Annotated in this window: 16 protein-coding genes; 7 read left to right on the top strand and 9 right to left on the bottom strand. The window is 40.4% G+C overall.

What is annotated here, in order from left to right; translation table 11 throughout:
- Positions 1–11 precede the first annotated feature (11 nt).
- On the top strand, positions 12–1,127 hold the full coding sequence (locus tag QVH07_RS00680; RefSeq protein ID WP_289998180.1) for a glycoside hydrolase family 16 protein: 1,116 nt from the start codon (positions 12–14) through the stop codon (positions 1,125–1,127).
- Here QVH07_RS00680 and menD read toward each other — a convergent pair.
- Genes menD through QVH07_RS00665 form a run of 3 tightly spaced genes read right to left on the bottom strand, consistent with a single transcriptional unit; the run spans position 1,124 to position 4,442 of the window.
- Complete coding sequence (menD, locus tag QVH07_RS00675; protein ID WP_289998179.1) at positions 1,124–2,809, bottom strand: 2-succinyl-5-enolpyruvyl-6-hydroxy-3-cyclohexene-1-carboxylic-acid synthase; 1,686 nt, start codon at positions 2,807–2,809, stop codon at positions 1,124–1,126. The genes QVH07_RS00680 and menD overlap by 4 nt on opposite strands.
- Positions 2,806–4,023 carry a chorismate-binding protein gene (locus QVH07_RS00670; RefSeq protein WP_289998178.1) on the bottom strand — a complete coding sequence of 406 codons (1,218 nt, stop codon included), beginning with the start codon at positions 4,021–4,023 and terminating at the stop codon, positions 2,806–2,808. The genes menD and QVH07_RS00670 overlap by 4 nt, the downstream gene beginning before the upstream one ends.
- Positions 4,020–4,442 carry a hotdog fold thioesterase gene (locus tag QVH07_RS00665; protein WP_435367049.1) on the bottom strand — a complete coding sequence of 141 codons (423 nt, stop codon included), beginning with the start codon at positions 4,440–4,442 and terminating at the stop codon, positions 4,020–4,022. The genes QVH07_RS00670 and QVH07_RS00665 overlap by 4 nt, the downstream gene beginning before the upstream one ends.
- A gap of 48 nt (positions 4,443–4,490) precedes the next feature.
- On the opposite strand from QVH07_RS00665, the gene QVH07_RS00660 reads away from it, so the two are divergent.
- Positions 4,491–5,111 (top strand): histidine phosphatase family protein, encoded by a 621-nt coding sequence (locus tag QVH07_RS00660; RefSeq protein WP_289998175.1) that lies wholly within the window; start codon positions 4,491–4,493, stop codon positions 5,109–5,111.
- Here QVH07_RS00660 and QVH07_RS00655 read toward each other — a convergent pair.
- From QVH07_RS00655 to QVH07_RS00645, 3 genes are all read right to left on the bottom strand, one after another.
- Entirely contained in the window at positions 5,108–5,515 is a 408-nt protein-coding gene (locus QVH07_RS00655; protein WP_289998174.1) for a hypothetical protein, read from the bottom strand. The two genes, QVH07_RS00660 and QVH07_RS00655, sit on opposite strands and share 4 nt — an antisense overlap.
- Positions 5,516–5,604: 89 nt before the next feature.
- Positions 5,605–6,384, bottom strand: coding sequence for a zinc ribbon domain-containing protein (locus tag QVH07_RS00650; protein ID WP_289029153.1), 780 nt, complete (start codon positions 6,382–6,384; stop codon positions 5,605–5,607).
- 3 nt (positions 6,385–6,387) lie between these two features.
- Positions 6,388–7,488, bottom strand: a complete 1,101-nt coding sequence (locus QVH07_RS00645; RefSeq protein ID WP_289998699.1) for a Nif3-like dinuclear metal center hexameric protein — start codon at positions 7,486–7,488, stop codon at positions 6,388–6,390.
- A gap of 41 nt (positions 7,489–7,529) precedes the next feature.
- Between QVH07_RS00645 and lpxK the strand changes: the two genes are divergently transcribed.
- The 5 genes from lpxK to QVH07_RS00620 all read left to right on the top strand — a co-directional run bounded on the left by lpxK (position 7,530) and on the right by QVH07_RS00620 (position 14,307).
- On the top strand, positions 7,530–8,567 hold the full coding sequence (gene lpxK / locus QVH07_RS00640; RefSeq protein ID WP_289998172.1) for a tetraacyldisaccharide 4'-kinase: 1,038 nt from the start codon (positions 7,530–7,532) through the stop codon (positions 8,565–8,567).
- A 10-nt stretch (positions 8,568–8,577) separates the two neighbouring features.
- Positions 8,578–10,524, top strand: a complete 1,947-nt coding sequence (locus QVH07_RS00635; RefSeq protein WP_289998171.1) for a putative porin — start codon at positions 8,578–8,580, stop codon at positions 10,522–10,524.
- A gap of 1 nt (position 10,525) precedes the next feature.
- A complete protein-coding gene (locus tag QVH07_RS00630; protein WP_289998170.1) occupies positions 10,526–11,137 on the top strand; it encodes a MiaE family protein in 612 nt (203 codons plus the stop codon).
- Positions 11,138–11,254: 117 nt separating this feature from the next.
- The gene (locus QVH07_RS00625) at positions 11,255–12,499 is read left to right on the top strand and encodes an ABC transporter permease (protein WP_289998169.1); all 1,245 of its coding nucleotides are present in this window, start codon (positions 11,255–11,257) and stop codon (positions 12,497–12,499) included.
- A gap of 119 nt (positions 12,500–12,618) precedes the next feature.
- Complete coding sequence (locus QVH07_RS00620; RefSeq protein WP_289998167.1) at positions 12,619–14,307, top strand: GMC oxidoreductase; 1,689 nt, start codon at positions 12,619–12,621, stop codon at positions 14,305–14,307.
- Between the two features lie 35 nt (positions 14,308–14,342).
- On the opposite strand, the gene QVH07_RS00615 is transcribed toward QVH07_RS00620, so the two are convergent.
- The 3 genes from QVH07_RS00615 to mtaB form a co-directional block, all read right to left on the bottom strand.
- On the bottom strand, positions 14,343–14,696 hold the full coding sequence (locus QVH07_RS00615) for a DUF805 domain-containing protein (protein ID WP_289998165.1): 354 nt from the start codon (positions 14,694–14,696) through the stop codon (positions 14,343–14,345).
- A gap of 179 nt (positions 14,697–14,875) precedes the next feature.
- Positions 14,876–16,885 (bottom strand): alpha amylase C-terminal domain-containing protein, encoded by a 2,010-nt coding sequence (locus QVH07_RS00610; protein WP_289998164.1) that lies wholly within the window; start codon positions 16,883–16,885, stop codon positions 14,876–14,878.
- A gap of 70 nt (positions 16,886–16,955) precedes the next feature.
- Positions 16,956–18,275: a tRNA (N(6)-L-threonylcarbamoyladenosine(37)-C(2))-methylthiotransferase MtaB gene (gene mtaB / locus QVH07_RS00605; RefSeq protein WP_289998163.1), complete on the bottom strand. Its 1,320-nt coding sequence runs from the start codon at positions 18,273–18,275 to the stop codon at positions 16,956–16,958.

Below are 18,275 nucleotides of genomic sequence, written 5' to 3'. Positions count from 1 at the left end.
TTCCTGAAGATATGTGCAGAAGACTATTTCCCGCGGCCTTTTTAATTCTTTTACTTGTAAGCTGCGGAGGATCTGAACCTAATGATCCTGTTCCTACCCCTGACCCATCCAATTTACAAATCGATGTAGAGTTTATTGGTGATGGTATTGTTGTGTTAGATTTCACAGCAGACAATGCGCTCTTTTTCAAAGTAAACTGGGGAGAATCTGGATCAATCCCGAACAGGGTAGATGGTAATTCGGCTAATCTTCAGTATAAAGAAAAAGGCCAATATTCGATTGTGGTTCAGGCTCATTCTGCAGAGGATAACTTTGTGGTTGCTATTGAGCGGATCATCATGAATAATGAAAGAATGGGGCTGGATCCAAACACAGGATATGAGACTCCAGATTCTTATCCTGACTATGAGTTGGTGTGGAGAGATGAATTTGATGGGACTGCCTTGTCTGATGATTGGACTTATGAAATTGGTGATGGCTGTCCAGGACTCTGTGGTTGGGGAAATGATGAACTTCAGTTTTACAAAGAAGAAAACACAAAAGTGGAAGATGGTTTTCTGACCATCACTGCTAAGCCCGAAAGTGCAGGAACAAGAACTTATACCTCTTCCAGATTAATTACTAAAGGCAAACAGTTCTTCACCTATGGGCGGATTGATATTAGAGCTGTGATGCCTAAAGGTCAGGGATTATGGCCTGCGCTTTGGATGCTTGGTGAGAATATTGATGAAATTGGCTGGCCAAACTGTGGTGAAATAGATATCATGGAAATGGTAGGTGGGAGTACGAACAATAACGACGGCACGGTTCATGGCACTGTACACTGGGACAGCAATGGTAATTATGCGAATTATGGTGGCAGCACTGAACTTGAGTATGGGACTCTCTCAGATGAACCTCATGTATACTCCATTATATGGGATGAGCGAGAGATTAGGTGGCTTCTAGATGATGTAGAATATCACGTCATAGATATCACCCCTGGGGACCTTGAGGAGTTTCATAAACCTCACTTCTTTATAATGAATGTAGCAGTAGGAGGAAGGTGGCCCGGAAACCCTGATGGGAGTACCATTTTCCCACAAGAAATGAGGGTGGACTACATTAGAGTTTTCCAAAAACCCTAATTTTCAGAAAGAGCTTCGATCATTTTAGATTTCACGCCGGATAAAATTCCGGCGTTTCTTTTGCTCTCAGATTGAATTTCAAGGATTTTTGGGTGCTCGGATGGAGAGAAGAAATCGGCTATAGTATTTTTAAGTTCATCGCGCTCATTGACCAAATTATATTCAAAACCGAATTCATGCGCCAGACTTTCTGCTGAAAGTGGTTGATAAGTTTCAAAATACTCCTCCAACTCTGGTTGGGAGGAAGGTCCCTTGATTAGTCTGAAGATTCCGCCGGCATGATTATTTAACACGATTATTCGGAGATTTGGCTTGGTGTAATTTTGCCAGAAAGCATTCCTGTCATAGAAAAAAGCCATATCTCCTGTAATCAATGTAACCATTTCATCAGTGACCAAAGAACAACCAACGGCGGTGCTATTACTACCATCTATTCCACTAGTACCTCGATTACAAATGATCTCTTGATCAAGTGGGCCTAAGAAATTCACATATCTCACGGCCATACTATTGGCGAGATGAACCTTGGATCTTTTCGGAATTTTTGGAAGTATTTCTGCCAAAGCAGTGTATTCCCCAAAATCAGCGGTTTCAAGAATCTTAGGGAGTGCAGCCTTCGCTTTTTGGTTTAAGCTTGTCCATTTTTCCTTGAACTCAGAATATAAAGGCTCAAGATTTTTAAAAAGCCATGAGAAGAAAAAGGAATTAGATGCATGAATCGTTTTTGTGAGTTTTTGGAAGGGATCACGTGCCTTTCCTGATTCTTGAATATGCCAGTTTATCGCATCAGTACTTCGTAAAAAGAGCTTTAAGGGCTTTGAAATGACGGACATTCCAAAACTTAAAATTAAATCCGGCTTTAGGTTTTGAGTTAGATTGGAGCTTCCCAACCAATGATCATGTTGGGTTATGGTGAACTCTGATTGAAAGTTAGAAATAACATCAGTGACCACCACAACATTCTTTTGGGTGGATAATCTCATTATGATTTCTTCAGTTTCCGGATCTGGTTTGGATTGACCCGCCACAATCATAATTCTCTTGAACCTTGGGAGATTTTCCTCCAAGAACGATTTGGTCGATTTGTTCAAATTCACCTTGGATGTTGGCTGAATTTGAAGTTTTGTTTCAGGCAAAATCAACTCTTGACCTTCTTCTGGATAAAAAGGCTCTCGAAAGGGTAGATTAATATGAACAGGGCCTTTCGGAAAAGATTTCGCCAAATAAATGGCCTCAGTAGAAATATTAATTGCACTTTCAATGGAGGTATCTGAGTTATCCAAAGAAGGAAAAACGAAGGATTTTTTAACGTGCTTTCCATATACCTCCTCCTGAAAAATAGTTTGTCCATCGTACTGATCGATCCACTCAGGCGGCCTGTCTGCAGTAAGAATAAGTAAGGGGATTTGCTGAAAAAAAGCTTCAGCAATGGCAGGAAAATAATTTAAAGCCGCTGATCCACTGGTACAAACAAGCACGACAGGTTCCCCGGTTTGCTGGGCCATTCCAAGGGCAATAAAAGCTGCGGATCTTTCGTCAGACACGGTTTTGGTACTGATTTCGGGATGCCTTGCAAATGCAATGGTCAAAGGTGCACATCTAGACCCTGGGGACAGAATCGCATGTCGGATTCCGTTCTTAGCGCATAGAGCCACCAGATGACTGACTGACTCTATAATCATTCTTTCGGGTTGATAAGGATTTTGCCAATGTTAGCGCATTTCAGCTCCGTTTCCTCCCACTCCTTTTCAGGGTCAGAATCCTCCGTAATACCAGCACCGGCATATACTATGGCTTCCTTTCCTGTCAAGGAGGCTGTGCGCAGATTTACATAGATAGAAGTCTCCTCTCCAATATTCACAGGGCCTAGAAACCCAGCAAAGAAGGATCTGTCGAATTGCTCATTCTCAGCTATAAAATCCAGTGCCTTTTGCCTGGGCATTCCGCATACTGCCGAGGTGGGGTGAAGGAGCTTTAACATAACTGACCCGAGCTGGGGGAAGTTGGTGGCTTTCATATCCACTTTAAAGTCGGATCTCAAATGTAGCAGTGATCCAGCCTGAACTGTTTTAGGACCATGCTCTTCATATTCTCTAAGCCTTATCTTTTTAAAGCAATCGACAATGTAACGACTGACCAAAGCCTGTTCTTCAATCTCTTTTTGAGTCCAGGCGACTGATCGGACAGGATTGTCTCCGGAGGCTGGTTGAGTGCCTGCCAGGGACATTGTATAAAAGTGATCTTGTTTGGTCTCAATTAGAATTTCAGGGCTTGCTCCTAACCACGTTCCTATTCCGGGGAGGTGAAAGAAATTCACAAATGCATTGGGGTACTTTTTCAACATGGTTTCGAAACTGGCCATCAAATCAAAAGAAGAATCCAAAGGAATTCGTTTTGTCCGGGCAGGCACCACCTTTTCGAAGTCACCCTTCTCTATTCCCTTAATCCCCAGTTTTACCAGATTTTCATAATGTTTCTGACTTTCCCCATTTCCCAAATTGCTTTCAGGTGAAAGTCCATTTTTTGTTTTTTGAAACCACTCAAAAATAGAATTTAATTCATCTTTATTTTCTGAACCTCCAGCTATAAATTCCGGTAAATCTTCGGGTGAAATGGGTTGATCTAATTTTACTTGAATATAGTTAGCAGCATCTATAAAGAAGGCTTCCTGATTTTCCTGATCTCCGAATGGATGAACGATAAAACCGGCTGGTAATTCTTCAAGTTCGAGATTCACCTTTTTGAGAGGTCTTTCACTTCCCAGTACTAATTCAAGATTATCTGATTTTGGCTTTCGCCAAATGGCAAACGGGAGATCCTTCTGGAAATTTATTTTGAAAACACGAGTCAAAAACTCCCTTTGATTAAGAGATTTAGTAAGGGTTGATTCTCTCATTTCTTGTCTAAAATCGCCATTGTCAATCGGCTTATGCAGGTCAATTTCTCTGCCTCATTGAATATTCTGATTTCCCAGATTTGGGTGCTTCCACCCAAATGAATGGGAGAGGCAACACCCCGAACCAATCCTTCTCTAACAGACCTAATATGGTTGGCATTGATTTCTAATCCTACTACACTTTTTTCTTTTATGTTTACTGTCAGCGAAGCTGCAACACTTCCCAAAGTCTCCGCCAGTACTACATTTGCTCCTCCATGTAACAAGCCCATGGGTTGTTTGGTTCTAGCATCCACAGGCATGGTAGCTTCTATGGTGTTTTCGGTGATAGAAGTGAAAGTTATCCCTAAATGATCGACCATTGTGTTGCTACTCATGTTATTTAATTGGTCGAGGGAGGGTATTGTCCGAAATGTCATGGATTGAAATAGAAATGCACTTAATTTACCTATCAAAATTAGAGAATCTTGAATCCAAAAAAAATATACTTAGTCCGTCATGGTCAAACTGATTTTAACCTTAAAGGGGTTGTTCAGGGAAGTGGGATAGACGCTCCGATCAATGAGACAGGACAGAAACAAGCCAAAGCCTTTTTTGAAGCTTATAAGAATGTGAAGTTTGATCATCTTTATCATACTGAGCTGATTCGAACCAGGCAATCCATTCAGAATTTTATCGATTTAAATATACCGACCACGGAGCTCCCAGAGTTAAATGAAATTTCTTGGGGGAAATATGAAGGAACTCCGATGACTCCTGAAGAGGGAGAGTATTACAAGCATATGCTTAGCCAGTGGCAAATGGGCAATTTGGATTATGCTATCGAAGGCGGAGAGAGTCCAAATGTAGTAGCCAGTAGAATGAAACCTGGGATAGAAAAACTAAAAAAAGCAGAAGGGGAGACACTTCTTGTTTGCATGCATGGTAGAGCCATGCGGATTTTCCTAAGCCTGATTTTGAACTATGACTTGAGATATATGGATAATTTTCCACACAACAACTTGTGTCTATATTTACTTCAGGAGTTAGGAGATGGAACATTCAGGCTAGAAAAAGCCAATGAACAAGAACACTTAAAAAATCTTTAGGGCTTTTCTGCCTTGCGGTCGGCTTTCTTATCTTGTAGGCTTTCTTCATATGCCGTAAGCAGGGCAGATGTCACTTGCCTTGTTTCGGTTAAATCAACCATTCGAAAGGCAATCTCCTCTAATTTTAAATTAATGTTTTCCTTATTCCGGATAAGGAATTGACCCACAAAGCACTCATCAAAATTTCCAGCTGGAGTTTCAAGAATTAAAGCTAATTCAGAGTTTCCACCATAAACTTTGGTCTCGAAAGAAGAGAATTGCTTCTCTATGTCCTTCATTGTGAGTTTATACTCTTTAAGCTCTTTTTTATTAAAAAGAAAGAGAAATTTTTTGGAATCGCCATCCCCTGCCATGACAGCAAAGGACATTAAAAAACAAATAAATAGCGCTCCGTATTTTTTCATATCTCTAAAGAAGCAAAAGATCAGGTGGATAAACAAGTTGCTTCAATATTAAAAAAGAAAAAAGCCTCGAAATGTTCGAGGCTTTACTTTTAATTTTTCTTTTTAGCTCTTGTGGTTCGCTTTCTCTTTGGTGGCTCTTCCACCACTTCTTCTTCCACGCCAACAAGAATTCTTCCGCAATGCTCACAGACGATCAGTTTTTTCTTTTCTCTGATATCAGCTTGTCTTTGTGGTGGGACGGTATTAAAACATCCGCCACAAGCACCTCTTTTTACCATAACCACGGCCAGGCCATTTTTGGCATTTTCCCGGATTTTATGATATGATTTAGCGAGTCTATCGTCTACTTTTTTAAGTGCCTTTTCTCGATCAGCATTAAGCTTGGCTTCCTCAGATTCGCTTTCAGCAATAATCGTATCTAGCTCACCTTTCTTTTGATCCAAATCTTTTTGACGGTCATCGAGGGTGGCTTTTAATTCGTCAAGGTCAAGTTTTTTCTGATCGATTCGAACTCCAGTCTCAGCTATTTTTTTCTTAGCAACTTGAATTTCAAGATCTTGAAGTTCTAATTCTTTCTGAAGTGCATCGTATTCACGATTGTTTCTCACATTCATCTGCTGCTCCTGATATTTCTTAATCAGTCTCTCAGAATTCTTAATGGCCTCCTTGTAATCTGAAATATCAGTGTCAAACTGAGCAAGTTCCGCTTGAAATTTCTCCAGTCTGGTTTGGTAACCAGCTATTTCATCTTCTAAATCTTGAACCTCTTCAGGCAAAGCACCACGTACTTTGAGAATAGAATCAAGTTTAGTGTCAATTTGCTGAAGATTAAAAATAGCGTCGAGTTTTTGTGCTACTGTACTTTCCATGTACTATCGGTAGGATGTGGGATTTGTAACTACTTTTGTCAAATAGAGTGCAATATTAGGAAAATTTTGCGACAATAGCTCAGAGAGTAATTCTTTTGTAAAAATTTCACTTTCATAGTGTCCAATGTCGCAGAGAATTAACTGAGAATCGGCATCAAAAAACTCGTGGTATTTGATGTCAGAGGTGATGAAAATATCAGCTCCTTTAGCTTTGGCGGAGCCTAACAGAAAAATACCTGCACCACCACATACAGCCACCTTTCTAATATTTTTACCTAATAGTCGGGTATGTTTTATCACTTTCAAATTCATTTTCTCTTTCAAATAATCAAGAAATTTTTCTTCTGCCATAGGGGCTGCGAGATGTCCTATCATACCTGCTCCTACTTCCTGATTTTCATTTTCAAGAGATTGTAAATAATAGGCTACTTCTTCATAAGGATGAGCCTTTTTCAAAGCGCTGAGGACTTTATTCGATAGGTGGGAAGGTAGTATGACTTCCACCTTAACCTCTTGAACTTCTTCCTTTTTATTCTGCTCCCCAATCGCAGGATTAGCAGAGTCTGAAGGTTTGAAAGTTCCCTGGCCCTCTGTTTGAAATGAGCAATCTGAATACTCACCAATATGACCGGCTCCGGCGTCGAAAACTGCCTCCAGTGTCAAGGCTTTCGATTCGCCAGGGACAAAATAAGTGAGTTTGTTCAGTATGTTTTTTTTGGGTTGTAAGATCGATGTTCCTTGTAGGTTTAGTTTATCCGAAATTCGCTTATTCACTCCACGAGCCACATGGTCCAGATTCGTATGAATAGCATAGATGGCGATATCTCCTTTTATGGCTTTGATGACGGTACGTTCTACATAATTTTTGCCAGTAAGACTTTTTAAACCCTTAAAAACAATGGGATGATGAGCCACAATTAGATTAGCCCCCAGCTCGATCGCTTCTTCTACGACATCCTCGGTACAGTCCAGCGAACAGACTATTCCTGAGCAGTCCCAGTGCGCGCTTCCAGTAATCAAAGTAGCATTGTCATAACCTTCCTGATATTGCGGAGGAGCAATTTTTGACAAGTACGAAATGATATCACTAATCTTATATCCCATTATTTTTCTTTTTATTTGATCAAAAATACGAATTCCCACGAATGGAAAGGTTTTCATTTCTTTTATACCCTTTCGCCGTTTTATATGGCTGGATCACCGGAATTCGTAATTTCCTTTTTGATATAAATTTTTTTAAGTCAAAGCTATCTCCTATTCCAAGTATAATAGTTGGGAATTTGTCAGTGGGAGGGACGGGAAAAACTCCCATGGTGGAATATCTGATTTCGCAGTATTTCGGGGAAATGAAATTAGCCACGCTAAGCCGGGGTTATGGGAGAAAAACCAAAGGGTTTTTAAAAGCAAGACCCAATTCTACCCCAGAGGAAATTGGGGATGAACCCTTTCAAATTTATCAGAAATATGGAGACTCTGTATCCGTATTTGTAGGGGAAGACCGGGTAAAGGCTTTAGCGGAAATTAATTCAACAAGTGAAAAATTCAATCTGGTCATATTGGATGATGCTTTCCAGCATCGCCATGTGAAAGCACACATGAATATTCTTCTCACGACTTACCAAAAGCCTTTTTATTCAGATTTCCTTTTGCCTATGGGAAGACTACGAGAGTATAGGTCTTGTGCCAAAAGAGCTGATGCAGTAGTTTTTACAAAGTGTCCTAAAGCTTTGGGTATTACAGAACGGGAAAACCAAAAACAAATGGTTTCTAAATATCTTCTATCTGAAACCCCAGTATTGTTTTCCTCAATTTCCTATGGTAAGCCGTATCCACTAGTTACAGGGATGAAGTTTAAACCAGATTTGATTCTCATAAGTGGAATTGCGAATCCTCAGACCTTGATTGATCATTTAGATCAGAATTATAATTTATTGAAAAGCATTCGTTTTGGAGATCATCATGATTATACTGAATCTGATGTAAAGGAGATTACTGAAGTATTTGAATCCTTTAAAGAGGAACCTGTTCTTATCATTACTCAGAAGGATGCTGACAAAGTAAAATTGCTGCTACAGTCTGGATTTCTTAAAGAAATTCCGATTTTTGTCCAGCCAATGGAGGTGCAATTTTCATCAGAAGATGAATCTATTTTGCGAAAGTTGATCGCGCAAAAAATAGGATAAACTAAACCAAGTGAATCAATTTCGACTTCTTCTTTTTATTCTGGGATTTGGGGTTCTGAGTTCTTCGGTACTCGCTCAAGACATCCGCACGGGAAGGCAGACGAATACCACAACCGCTAATCAAAGACAGGAGCGTCAATTAGTTGAAACCGAGGAGGAGACCGAAGGCAGGAGAACGCTTTTGGATGATAGTACCCGCATGGTCTATGGTCCAACTACCAGCCTTTACTTTTATGAAAAAGATATCAAACGAAACAGTTTGGTACTTTATCCTCAGGACACCTCACTGGTAAACTTCCATAATTATGACCCTGTGGCTAAGAGCGGCTGGAAATACCAGGATCTTGCGAATATTGGGAGTGCGGCCCAACCTGTTTTTTTTGAATTACCGGATGTGATAGGTACACGTTCGGGCTATGAAGTGTATGATATTTATTTCCGCGCCCCGGAAAATAATCGATACTTTGATACCAAATCCCCATTTACAGAGATGTCAGCTTTTTTTGGTGGGGGCAATAGAAATATGTTGGATTTGGCTTTCGCCAGAAATATAAATCCCCGATGGAATGTGGGGTTTAATTTCAATACCATCCGGTCAAGAAAAACTTTAAATCCCAATGCCAGAGATGATAATATGGTCGAAAATACGGCTTATTCCCTGCATACTAATTATAGATCCGAAAATGGAAAATATTGGTTTCTGGGCAATTTTTCCAGGATGCGCCATGTCGTAAATGAGATAGGGGGGATCATTCCACCCGATGTAGATAGCACCTCTATTTATTTTACCTATGAGGATGCAAAAGTTTGGCTTAGTCATACCCAGGCCAGGGACCTTCGCCAGGAGTATCATTTTTACCATGAATATAAGGTAAAAGACGGTCTTCAGATATATCATGTTTTTGATAATAAGGATCAGGAGATGACTCTTGAGGCAGATTTGACCACAAGCGATTCATCTTATTACAACTCTGAAAGGCTTAATATGCAGCAAGATACTACTCGGAATTTCTATGATTTTTCTGAGTGGAGAAATGAATTTGGGTTCAAGGGAACCTTTGGTGGGTTTTATTATAATGCTTTCGCCCGATTAAGAAATGGTAGGATGAAGAATCGCTTTTTTGATGAAGCAGATCGGTTCAATGAAGTTTTTATTGGGGGAGAGTTAATCGGGAAAATTTCTGAAAAATGGAGCCTCAGTGCAGATGGAGAATATCTTTTACCCGGTGCCTTTCGAATCCATGGTAGACTGGTTTCCCCGCTTTTGGAGTTGGATTATACCAAAGCGTTGTACAAGCCCACTTCCATGCAACAAATCTATCGAGGCAATCACTACGCCTGGACCAATGATTTCGCTAATACGGGAGTGGACCAGCTGAAGGCAAAGCTTGTTATTAACTTTGATAAAATCAGGATTCGTCCAAATTTGACCTTGAATAGAATAAATAACTATGTCTATTTCGATGAGAACCGGGAAGCAGCACAAAACTTGAATGAGGCCTTTATCCTTCAACCTGGCTTGATAGCGAACTTCCAAATTGGCAGAAAATTCAGATGGGAGAACGAGCTGATTTTTACAGAAGTGACAGGGGATGGGGCCGATGCCTTGCGAATTCCTAGTTTTTATGCGAACAGCAGATTTTATTTTGATAGCCCACTTTTTAATGACAACGTTTATGTGCAGCTAGGTATTGATGTAAGGTATCATTCAGATTATTTTGCTGACGCTTACAATGTGTCCACTCAGCAGTTTTTCCTACAAAATAACTTCAATGTTTATGCCTACCCTGTAGCGGATTTATTTCTGGATTTCAGAATAAACCGAACACGGGTTTTAGTTAAATACAATCACCTGAATAATGGGTTTATGGCTCAGGAGGGATATTTCGTAACACCTGACTATACCGGATACAAGTCATTTATCGATCTAGGAATTACTTGGTATTTATTTGATTAGTATGAATTGGGAAGAAAGCACAAAGCAAAAAATGTTGAACCTGAAATTACCTACTGATCCCAGGTGGGTAAATGTGGCTCAAATGCAAATAGAAGATGTTCTTGTCGATCATGCCTATTGTGAGCAAAAAGCTGCTTCCTCTTGCATCAGCCTCATTGTCCGTTTCAATGAGCTGGATGAACTAGTGGATACCTTAACTCCAATTGTGGCGGAAGAATGGGGGCATTTCGAGAGGGTTATGGACCAGCTTCGCAAAAGAGGGATGAAATTTGGGAAACCAAGGAAGGATGAATACGTCATTAAGCTTAGTCAATTCGTAAAAAAGGGGGGGAGTCGAATTGAACAATTGACAGAAAACCTGCTCATGAATGGATTGATAGAGGCCAGGAGTTGCGAAAGATTCAAAATTCTATCAAAAAATATAGAAGATGAGGAGCTTAGGAAATTTTATTATGAGCTGATGATTTCTGAAGCCGGGCACTATGTAACATTTCTTGACCTTGCAAGAAGGTATCAGGACGTTGAAAAGGTAAACCAGCGCTGGAAAGAGTGGTTAGAGTATGAGGCGGAGGTGATTTCGAACCTTAAAGTTCGGGGAGATCGGATGCATTAAAACAAAGTTCCACACATCAAAAAAATAACCTTTACATGAGTGTGGAAGGCGATTTTTAGTAATATTGAAGAAGCGTAAACCACTATTAAATAAAACTGTCACGATACTGAACGATTTATGAATTTGTTTCAAAACGTACGAGAAGCAGTCACTGCTGTAAAAGTCAATTTGCTTCGGACCATTTTGACGGGGGCAATTATCGCTATTGGCATTTCAAGTTTGGTGGGGATGCTTACCGCAATAGATGGAATTAAGGCTCAAATTGCTGAGAGTTTTTCCGGACTTGGGGCAAATTCATTTGATATTGAGGATAAGGATGCAAGTGGAACAAGGGCGATTGTCGACGGTGAAAAAGAAAAAGTATATTCAAAATTAACTTATAGGGAACTAAGAGACTTCAAAGAAGAATATGCTTCGATAGGAAGATCTACTCTATTCTTTCGAGTTTCGGGTTCTGCAGAAATAAAAAGAGGATCTGAAACTACAAACCCAAATACCAGAATTACTGGGGCTGATGAGAATTACATGGACATCAAGGCCATCAAACTTCAGGATGGAAGAAATTTTAGTGAGGTAGAGCTTCGTTATGGAAATAATGTCTGCATAATAGGAAAAGACATTAAAGAGACTCTTTTTGAGGATAATGAAAATCCAATTGGTGATCGCATATCTTTTTTCGGAAATAAATACCAAGTAATTGGAGTTTTGGAAGAGCAAGGTGGCGTCGGCCAGGATTCAGGTGCAGATCGTCAGATTTTAATTCCTTCACTGAATGCCAGCCGCCTGGATAGGGGAGGAAGTTTTAGATACAGAATTACGGCTGTGGCCTCAGATCCCCAAAAGATAGATTATGAAATGGGCCAGGCTATCGGAATCATGCGTAAGATTAGGCAGGATCAGGTTACCGAAGAAGATTCATTCGACCTTACCAAAAGTGAGTCGGTCGCTGAGAGTCTTGAAGAAGTTGCTGGCTACTTAAGAATTGGCGGTTTTGGTATCGGGTTTATTACTTTGCTGGGAGCTTCCATTGGTTTGATGAATATCATGCTTGTGTCCGTGACCGAAAGAACCAGAGAGATCGGGATTCGAAAAGCTTTGGGTGCAACCCCACTTAGAATCCGCCAACAGTTTCTGATTGAAGCAATAGTCATCTGTATTTTCGGAGGGATTTTTGGCGTGATCTTAGGAATATCCATTGGGAACGTAATTGCCAATTTTATCGGTCCAGGTGGGTTTATTATTCCATGGCTATGGATTTTGATCGCATTTATGATTTGTGTGGTCGTAGGTTTGCTTTCAGGTTATATACCAGCTTTCAAGGCTTCCAGACTTGACCCGATTGAATCACTTCGATACGAGTAAGCTTAATCAATATTTAAAAAAAGCCGGTGAGTAATTACTTCCCGGCTTTTTTTCGTTTTTACCAAAAGACAAATTCAATTTTTTTGTAAAAGTCAGGTACAAAAACCTAAATTTCCGAGATGAACGATCATGAATACGATGCCATAGTAATTGGTTCTGGAATTAGTGGAGGATGGGCAGCAAAAGAACTTTGTGACAAAGGGATGAAAACCCTTGTTTTAGAAAGAGGTAGAGATGTGAAGCACTTGGTGGACTATCCCACTATGACTACTCCTCCCTGGGAGATGCCACATAGAAATCAAATTCCCCTCAAAGAAAAAGTGGCTGACCCCGTGGTAAATCGCTGCTATGCTTACAAGGAAGACACTCAGCATTTTTTTGTAAAGGATTCGGATCACCCATATATTCAGGATAAGCCATTTGATTGGATCCGAGGTTATCAAGTAGGTGGGAAGTCTCTTATCTGGGCGAGGCAGACGCAGCGTTGGAGCCGATTTGAGTTTGAAAGGCCTGCACGTGATGGATATGGCATAGAATGGCCTATTTCGTATGATGATCTTGCACCTTGGTATAGTTATGTGGAAAAATTTGTTGGGATCTCTGGAAGCTATGAAGGACTAGAAACCTTGCCAGATAGTGAATTTCTTCCAGCATGGGAGCTTAATTGTGTAGAGAAGGAAGTACAAAAAAGGATCAAGACGGCCTATCCTGACCGTCATCCCATAGGTGGGAGATGTGCTCACCTTACAGAACCGAAACCGGAGCATCTGGAACAGGGAAGAGGACAATGCATGGCTCGTAATCAATGTTACCGTGGATGCCCATTTGGAGGGTACTTCAGTAGTAATTCAGCTACGCTTCCTCATGCTGCAAAAACTGGAAATCTAACTCTTCGTCCTGATTCAGTGGTTCATTCGATTATTTGGGATGATGAAAAAGGGAAGGTCACTGGGGTTAGGGTGATTGACAGAGTAAGCAAAGAGTCTACGGAATATTTTGCCAAAGTCATTTTTCTTAATGCTTCCGCACTGAACTCGAATCTAATTCTTTTAAATAGTACTTCAAGTCGATTTCCTACTGGCTTGGGTAATGACTCAGGTGTTTTAGGAAAATATATTGCCTTCCATAATTATCGAGGAAGTCTTGGGGGGGACTTCGAAGGGTATGAAGACAGCTATTACTTTGGCCGAAGGCCAACAACTATGATGATGCCGAATTTCCGGAACGTAAGGAATAAGGATGTGGATTTTCAAGGTGGATATATGCCCTTTTTCAGCGCAGCAAGAGCAGGTTTTGGCCATGCGCAAAACCCAGCAATGGGGAAGGATTTTAAGGAAGCAAATACGAAACCCGGGCCATGGAGAGTGTGGATGATGATGCAGGGAGAAACTGTTCCTAAAGAAACGAATCAAGTTAGCCTCAGCCCGAGTCAAAAAGATGAATGGGACATGCCCTTACTAAAGATAGATGTGGCTTATGACGAAAATGATGAATATATGCTCAAGGATTTTTATGAGCAGGGCACTGCCATGCTGGAAGCGGCTGGTTGTAAAAATATTGTGACTTCGGATTCGGGACAGGCACCTGGTCTTGATATCCATGAAATGGGTGGAGTAAGGATGGGTAAAGACCCAAAAAACTCAATGTTAAATGGAAATAACCAACTTCATTTGGCACCGAATGTTTTTGTAACGGATGGGGCCTCAATGGCTTCTACTGGAGTTCAGAATCCATCTTTAACTTACATGGCTCTTACCGCGAGGGCTGTGGATTTTGCTGTAAAGGAATTGAAAAAAGGCAATCTTTAATGAGAAAGGTTGAGCACTAGCTCGAGCCCTTTTTATTAAACCAAATCCGTTCTTTTCGGGTCTAAACCATATTCATTTTTACCAATCGTACCGGGTTTGGCCGCAAGCCAAATAAAACCGATTAAGTTTACAGGTGGTGGAATCAATAAATAAAGGACATACTTCCAGTCTTTTCCTATATCATGAAGTCTCTTAATTGACTGCACAATTAAAAATACGATCGAAGCGATCAAAATTATTCCAAACGAGAAAAATATTGTCCATGCTTCTCGATGATAGGATTGCCACATTAGCATAAGACTCAAAATGTTCGTGAAATATGAAACCATAAAAAGTACCAAGTACTTTCTCCTCGTTATTCTTCCGGTCGGTGTAAATATAGAACTCATGTCTATACAACCATTTAATTACCTAATTGTTTTGTTATGAATTGATTTTCAAGGAATTATAAAAACTATTCTATTTTTAATCGGCTAATAATCTCAAACTGAATAAGGTCAAATGGTTTATGTAGCCATAGATTTTATGGTAAAAGAAAGGGTAGCACGAATAATCTAAGGGAGTCCTGTCAATCCTTTTTAAAGATCAAAACAGTCCTATTTGGTAGGTATAATTCAAGTTGAGAGTCCTTGTTGGTTGGGTAGAGCATCCCGGTTTCCACCCTATCAAATCCTCCGAATTTCTTTTCGTCTGAATGAAGGATAAGCTTGTATTTACCTTTGGTAGGAACTTTAACTTTGAAACCCACCAGGGATTCCGTTGGATTAAAGGAGAAAACAAAGACTAGCTCCCCTCGTTCGTAGGCAAGAATTTTTTTATCAGGATCAAGATATAATTGGCTGGCATGGGGCGATTCAAAAAGGTTATGAGTTTTAATCAGGGCAATCATTTCCTTGTCCCAGAGAAGTAATTGGCTATATCTTAAGTGATCGGTATCAGCCAGTGACCATTGTCTCCTGGCATATTGATAGCTCCAGTTGTTCCCTTCGCGAGGAAAGTCTACCCATTCAGGATGTCCAAATTCATTTCCTATAAAATTCAAATAACCTTCACCTCCCAATGAAATTGTAATCATTCGAATGAGTTTGTGCAGGGCGATCCCGCGATCCACCACCAGGCTCTCCTGAAGCACTGACATGCTGGAATACATTTCCGCATCCATGAGCCAGAAAGCAATGGACTTATCTCCAACTAATGCTTGATCATGACTTTCGGCGTAAGCAATTGATTTTTCATTCTTCGGGCGATTGGTTAGTTCATGCCAAAGCTCAAACATATCCCATTGTTCATCCGGCTTATGCTTCAGTGTTTTGATCCAAAAATCAGGTATACCCATCGCCAGCCTGAAATCAAACCCTATTCCTCCATCCTGGATTTTTCTACAAAGTCCGGGCATGCCACTAACTTCCTCGGCAATAGAAATTGCCTCAGGATTGACTTTGTGTATCAGGGTATTGGCAAGTTGTAAATACAAAATGGTGTCATCGGAGACTCCCTCGTCAAAATACGCTTTTGCATCCCCAAAGCTCACATGTCCGTGATGTTCGTAAATCATGGAAGTGACTCCATCAAAGCGGAATCCATCAAAGTGAAATTCCTCCATCCAATATCGGATGTTGGAGAGCAAGAATTGCTGTACTTCTTCTTTACCGTAGTTGAAAAGCTTGGAATCCCAGCCTTCATGATATCCTTTCTCACCAGGGTGAAAATATTGATAGGGAGTTCCATCAAATTCATTTAAACCTTCATTCACATTTTTTACCGCATGAGAATGAACAATGTCCATGACTACAGCAATTCCAAGAGAATGGGCCTTATCAATTAGGGATTTTAATTCTTCAGGTGTACCGAAGCGGGATGTAGGAGCAAAGAAATTAGATACATGGTATCCAAAGGAGCCATAATATGGATGTTCCATAATAGCCATGAATTGGATTACATTGTATCCGGCTTCCACTATTCTTGGAAGAATAATCTCCTCGAACTCCTTGTATGTACCTACCTTAGGATCTTCCTGGGCCATGCCTATGTGGCACTCATATATGAAAGGCTCAGCAAAACTCTTTTTCGGAGAAAACTTTTTATCGCTCCATTTAAATGGTTTAGGGTTCCAAACCTGACCGGCGAAATCATGGCTTTTCTCATCCTGAACTACTCTCCGAATGTAAGCAGGAATACGATCTAGTGCGACATCATTGGCTCCTGTGACATGTACTTTTACTTTCGATCCATGGACGAACCTTCCCGCGTACTCTTTCTCGTCCAGAAAAATCTCCCATTCTCCTCGTTTATTTTTCTTCATTGGGTGACTGTAGCGATCCCACCAATTGAAATCACCCATGAGGTAAAGCTGCTTTGCCTCTGGTGCCCATTCTCGATAAATCCAGCCTTTTCTCCAGGGTTCGTAGTGTATCCCAAAATATTTATGAAACCCAGCGTACTCTAAAATATCACCATACTGATCTCGAATATGATCCATGGCGCCTAGGTATCGATTATTTCTAGACTTAATCTCGGATGCAAAGGGTTGCAACCATTTTTCATCCTGAAGAATTTGTAGTGATTTAGCCTCTGACACTTCGATGAGATTTAAAAAATTAAGGTAGAAAAAAGGTTTGAATTAAAGGAGTCTTAATTCATGATTTCGCTTAATGCTTTTCGTAGATGAATTCTGGTTCCAAAACCTCTACATTCCCGTCTTCATTAATGTAATCAAGAGTAACCTGCTTCAATTCATTTACCAGCATAGGGTCGTATTTTGCTGCAACTCGGATATAGTTTTCGGTAAATCCGTGAATTTTGCCGTTTTGGACATCGTCTTCAAAAAGTACTGTGAAAGTTTTCCCTAGATTTTCTTCGTAGAATTTTCTTCTCTTCTTTTCAGAAAGTATCCTAAGCATTTTGGATCGCTCACTTCGCTTTTTCATTGGAACTACATCAGGCATTTCTGTAGCACGCGTGTTGGCTCTTTCGGAGTATGTAAAAACATGGAGATATGAGATGTCAAGATCGTTCAAGAAATTATAAGTTTCCAGAAAATACTCGTCCGTTTCTCCCGGGAAACCCACGATCACGTCGACCCCAATGCAGGCATGAGGCATGAGTGATTTGATGCGATTGACTCTATCTTCATAAAGCTCTCGCAAATATCGCCTTCCCATTTTTCTCAAAATAGTGTTTGATCCCGACTGTAATGGAACATGAAAATGTGGCACAAAGCGATTTGAAGTGGCTACAAAACTGATGATGTCATTGTTGAGTAGATTTGGTTCGATGGATGAGATTCTCAATCGGTCAATTCCCTGAACCTGATCAATTTCTTTTACCAGATCTTCAAACCTAGATTGCCTTTTACCTTCTACAATTCCAAAATCACCAATATTTACTCCAGTAAGTACTACTTCTTTTACTTCTGTTGATGCAATTTCTTTAGCTGCAGAAATCACTGATTCAATCGAACTACTTCGGCTTTTACCTCTGGCTAAGGGTATGGTACAAAAGGCACAACCATAGTTACACCCATCCTGAACCTTGAGAAAAGTTCGGGTGCGATCGTTTATTGAATATGCTGTATGGTAAGTGGTAGCATCCTTGATTTCAGAAGCGAGGACTTTAACTTCCTGCTCTTTCGCAAAATCATCGAGAAGTTCAATAAGTCTAAATTTTTCAGCAGCCCCAAGTACAGCATCTACGCCTTTTATTTCCGAGATTTCCCTGGGTTTCAATTGAGCATAGCATCCGATTATGGCCACATAAGAATTGGGAGAAATCTTCTTCGCTTCCTTTACGATCTTCTTGCACTTTTTGTCAGCATTTTCGGTGACCGAGCAAGTGTTTATAATGAAGATGTCTGGGTTTTCTTGAAAGTTTACTTTCTGAAACCCTTTTTCTTCAAATTGCCTACTGATGGTAGACGTTTCCGAGAAATTTAGCTTACAGCCTAATGTATAAAATGCAACCTTTTTCAC

The sequence above is a fragment of the Algoriphagus sediminis genome, from assembly GCF_030403435.1.
Classification (GTDB): Bacteria; Bacteroidota; Bacteroidia; order Cytophagales; family Cyclobacteriaceae; genus Algoriphagus; species Algoriphagus sediminis.
The sequence above is the reverse complement of the archived record's forward strand: the minus strand, read 5'-3'. Positions and strand labels throughout refer to the sequence as shown.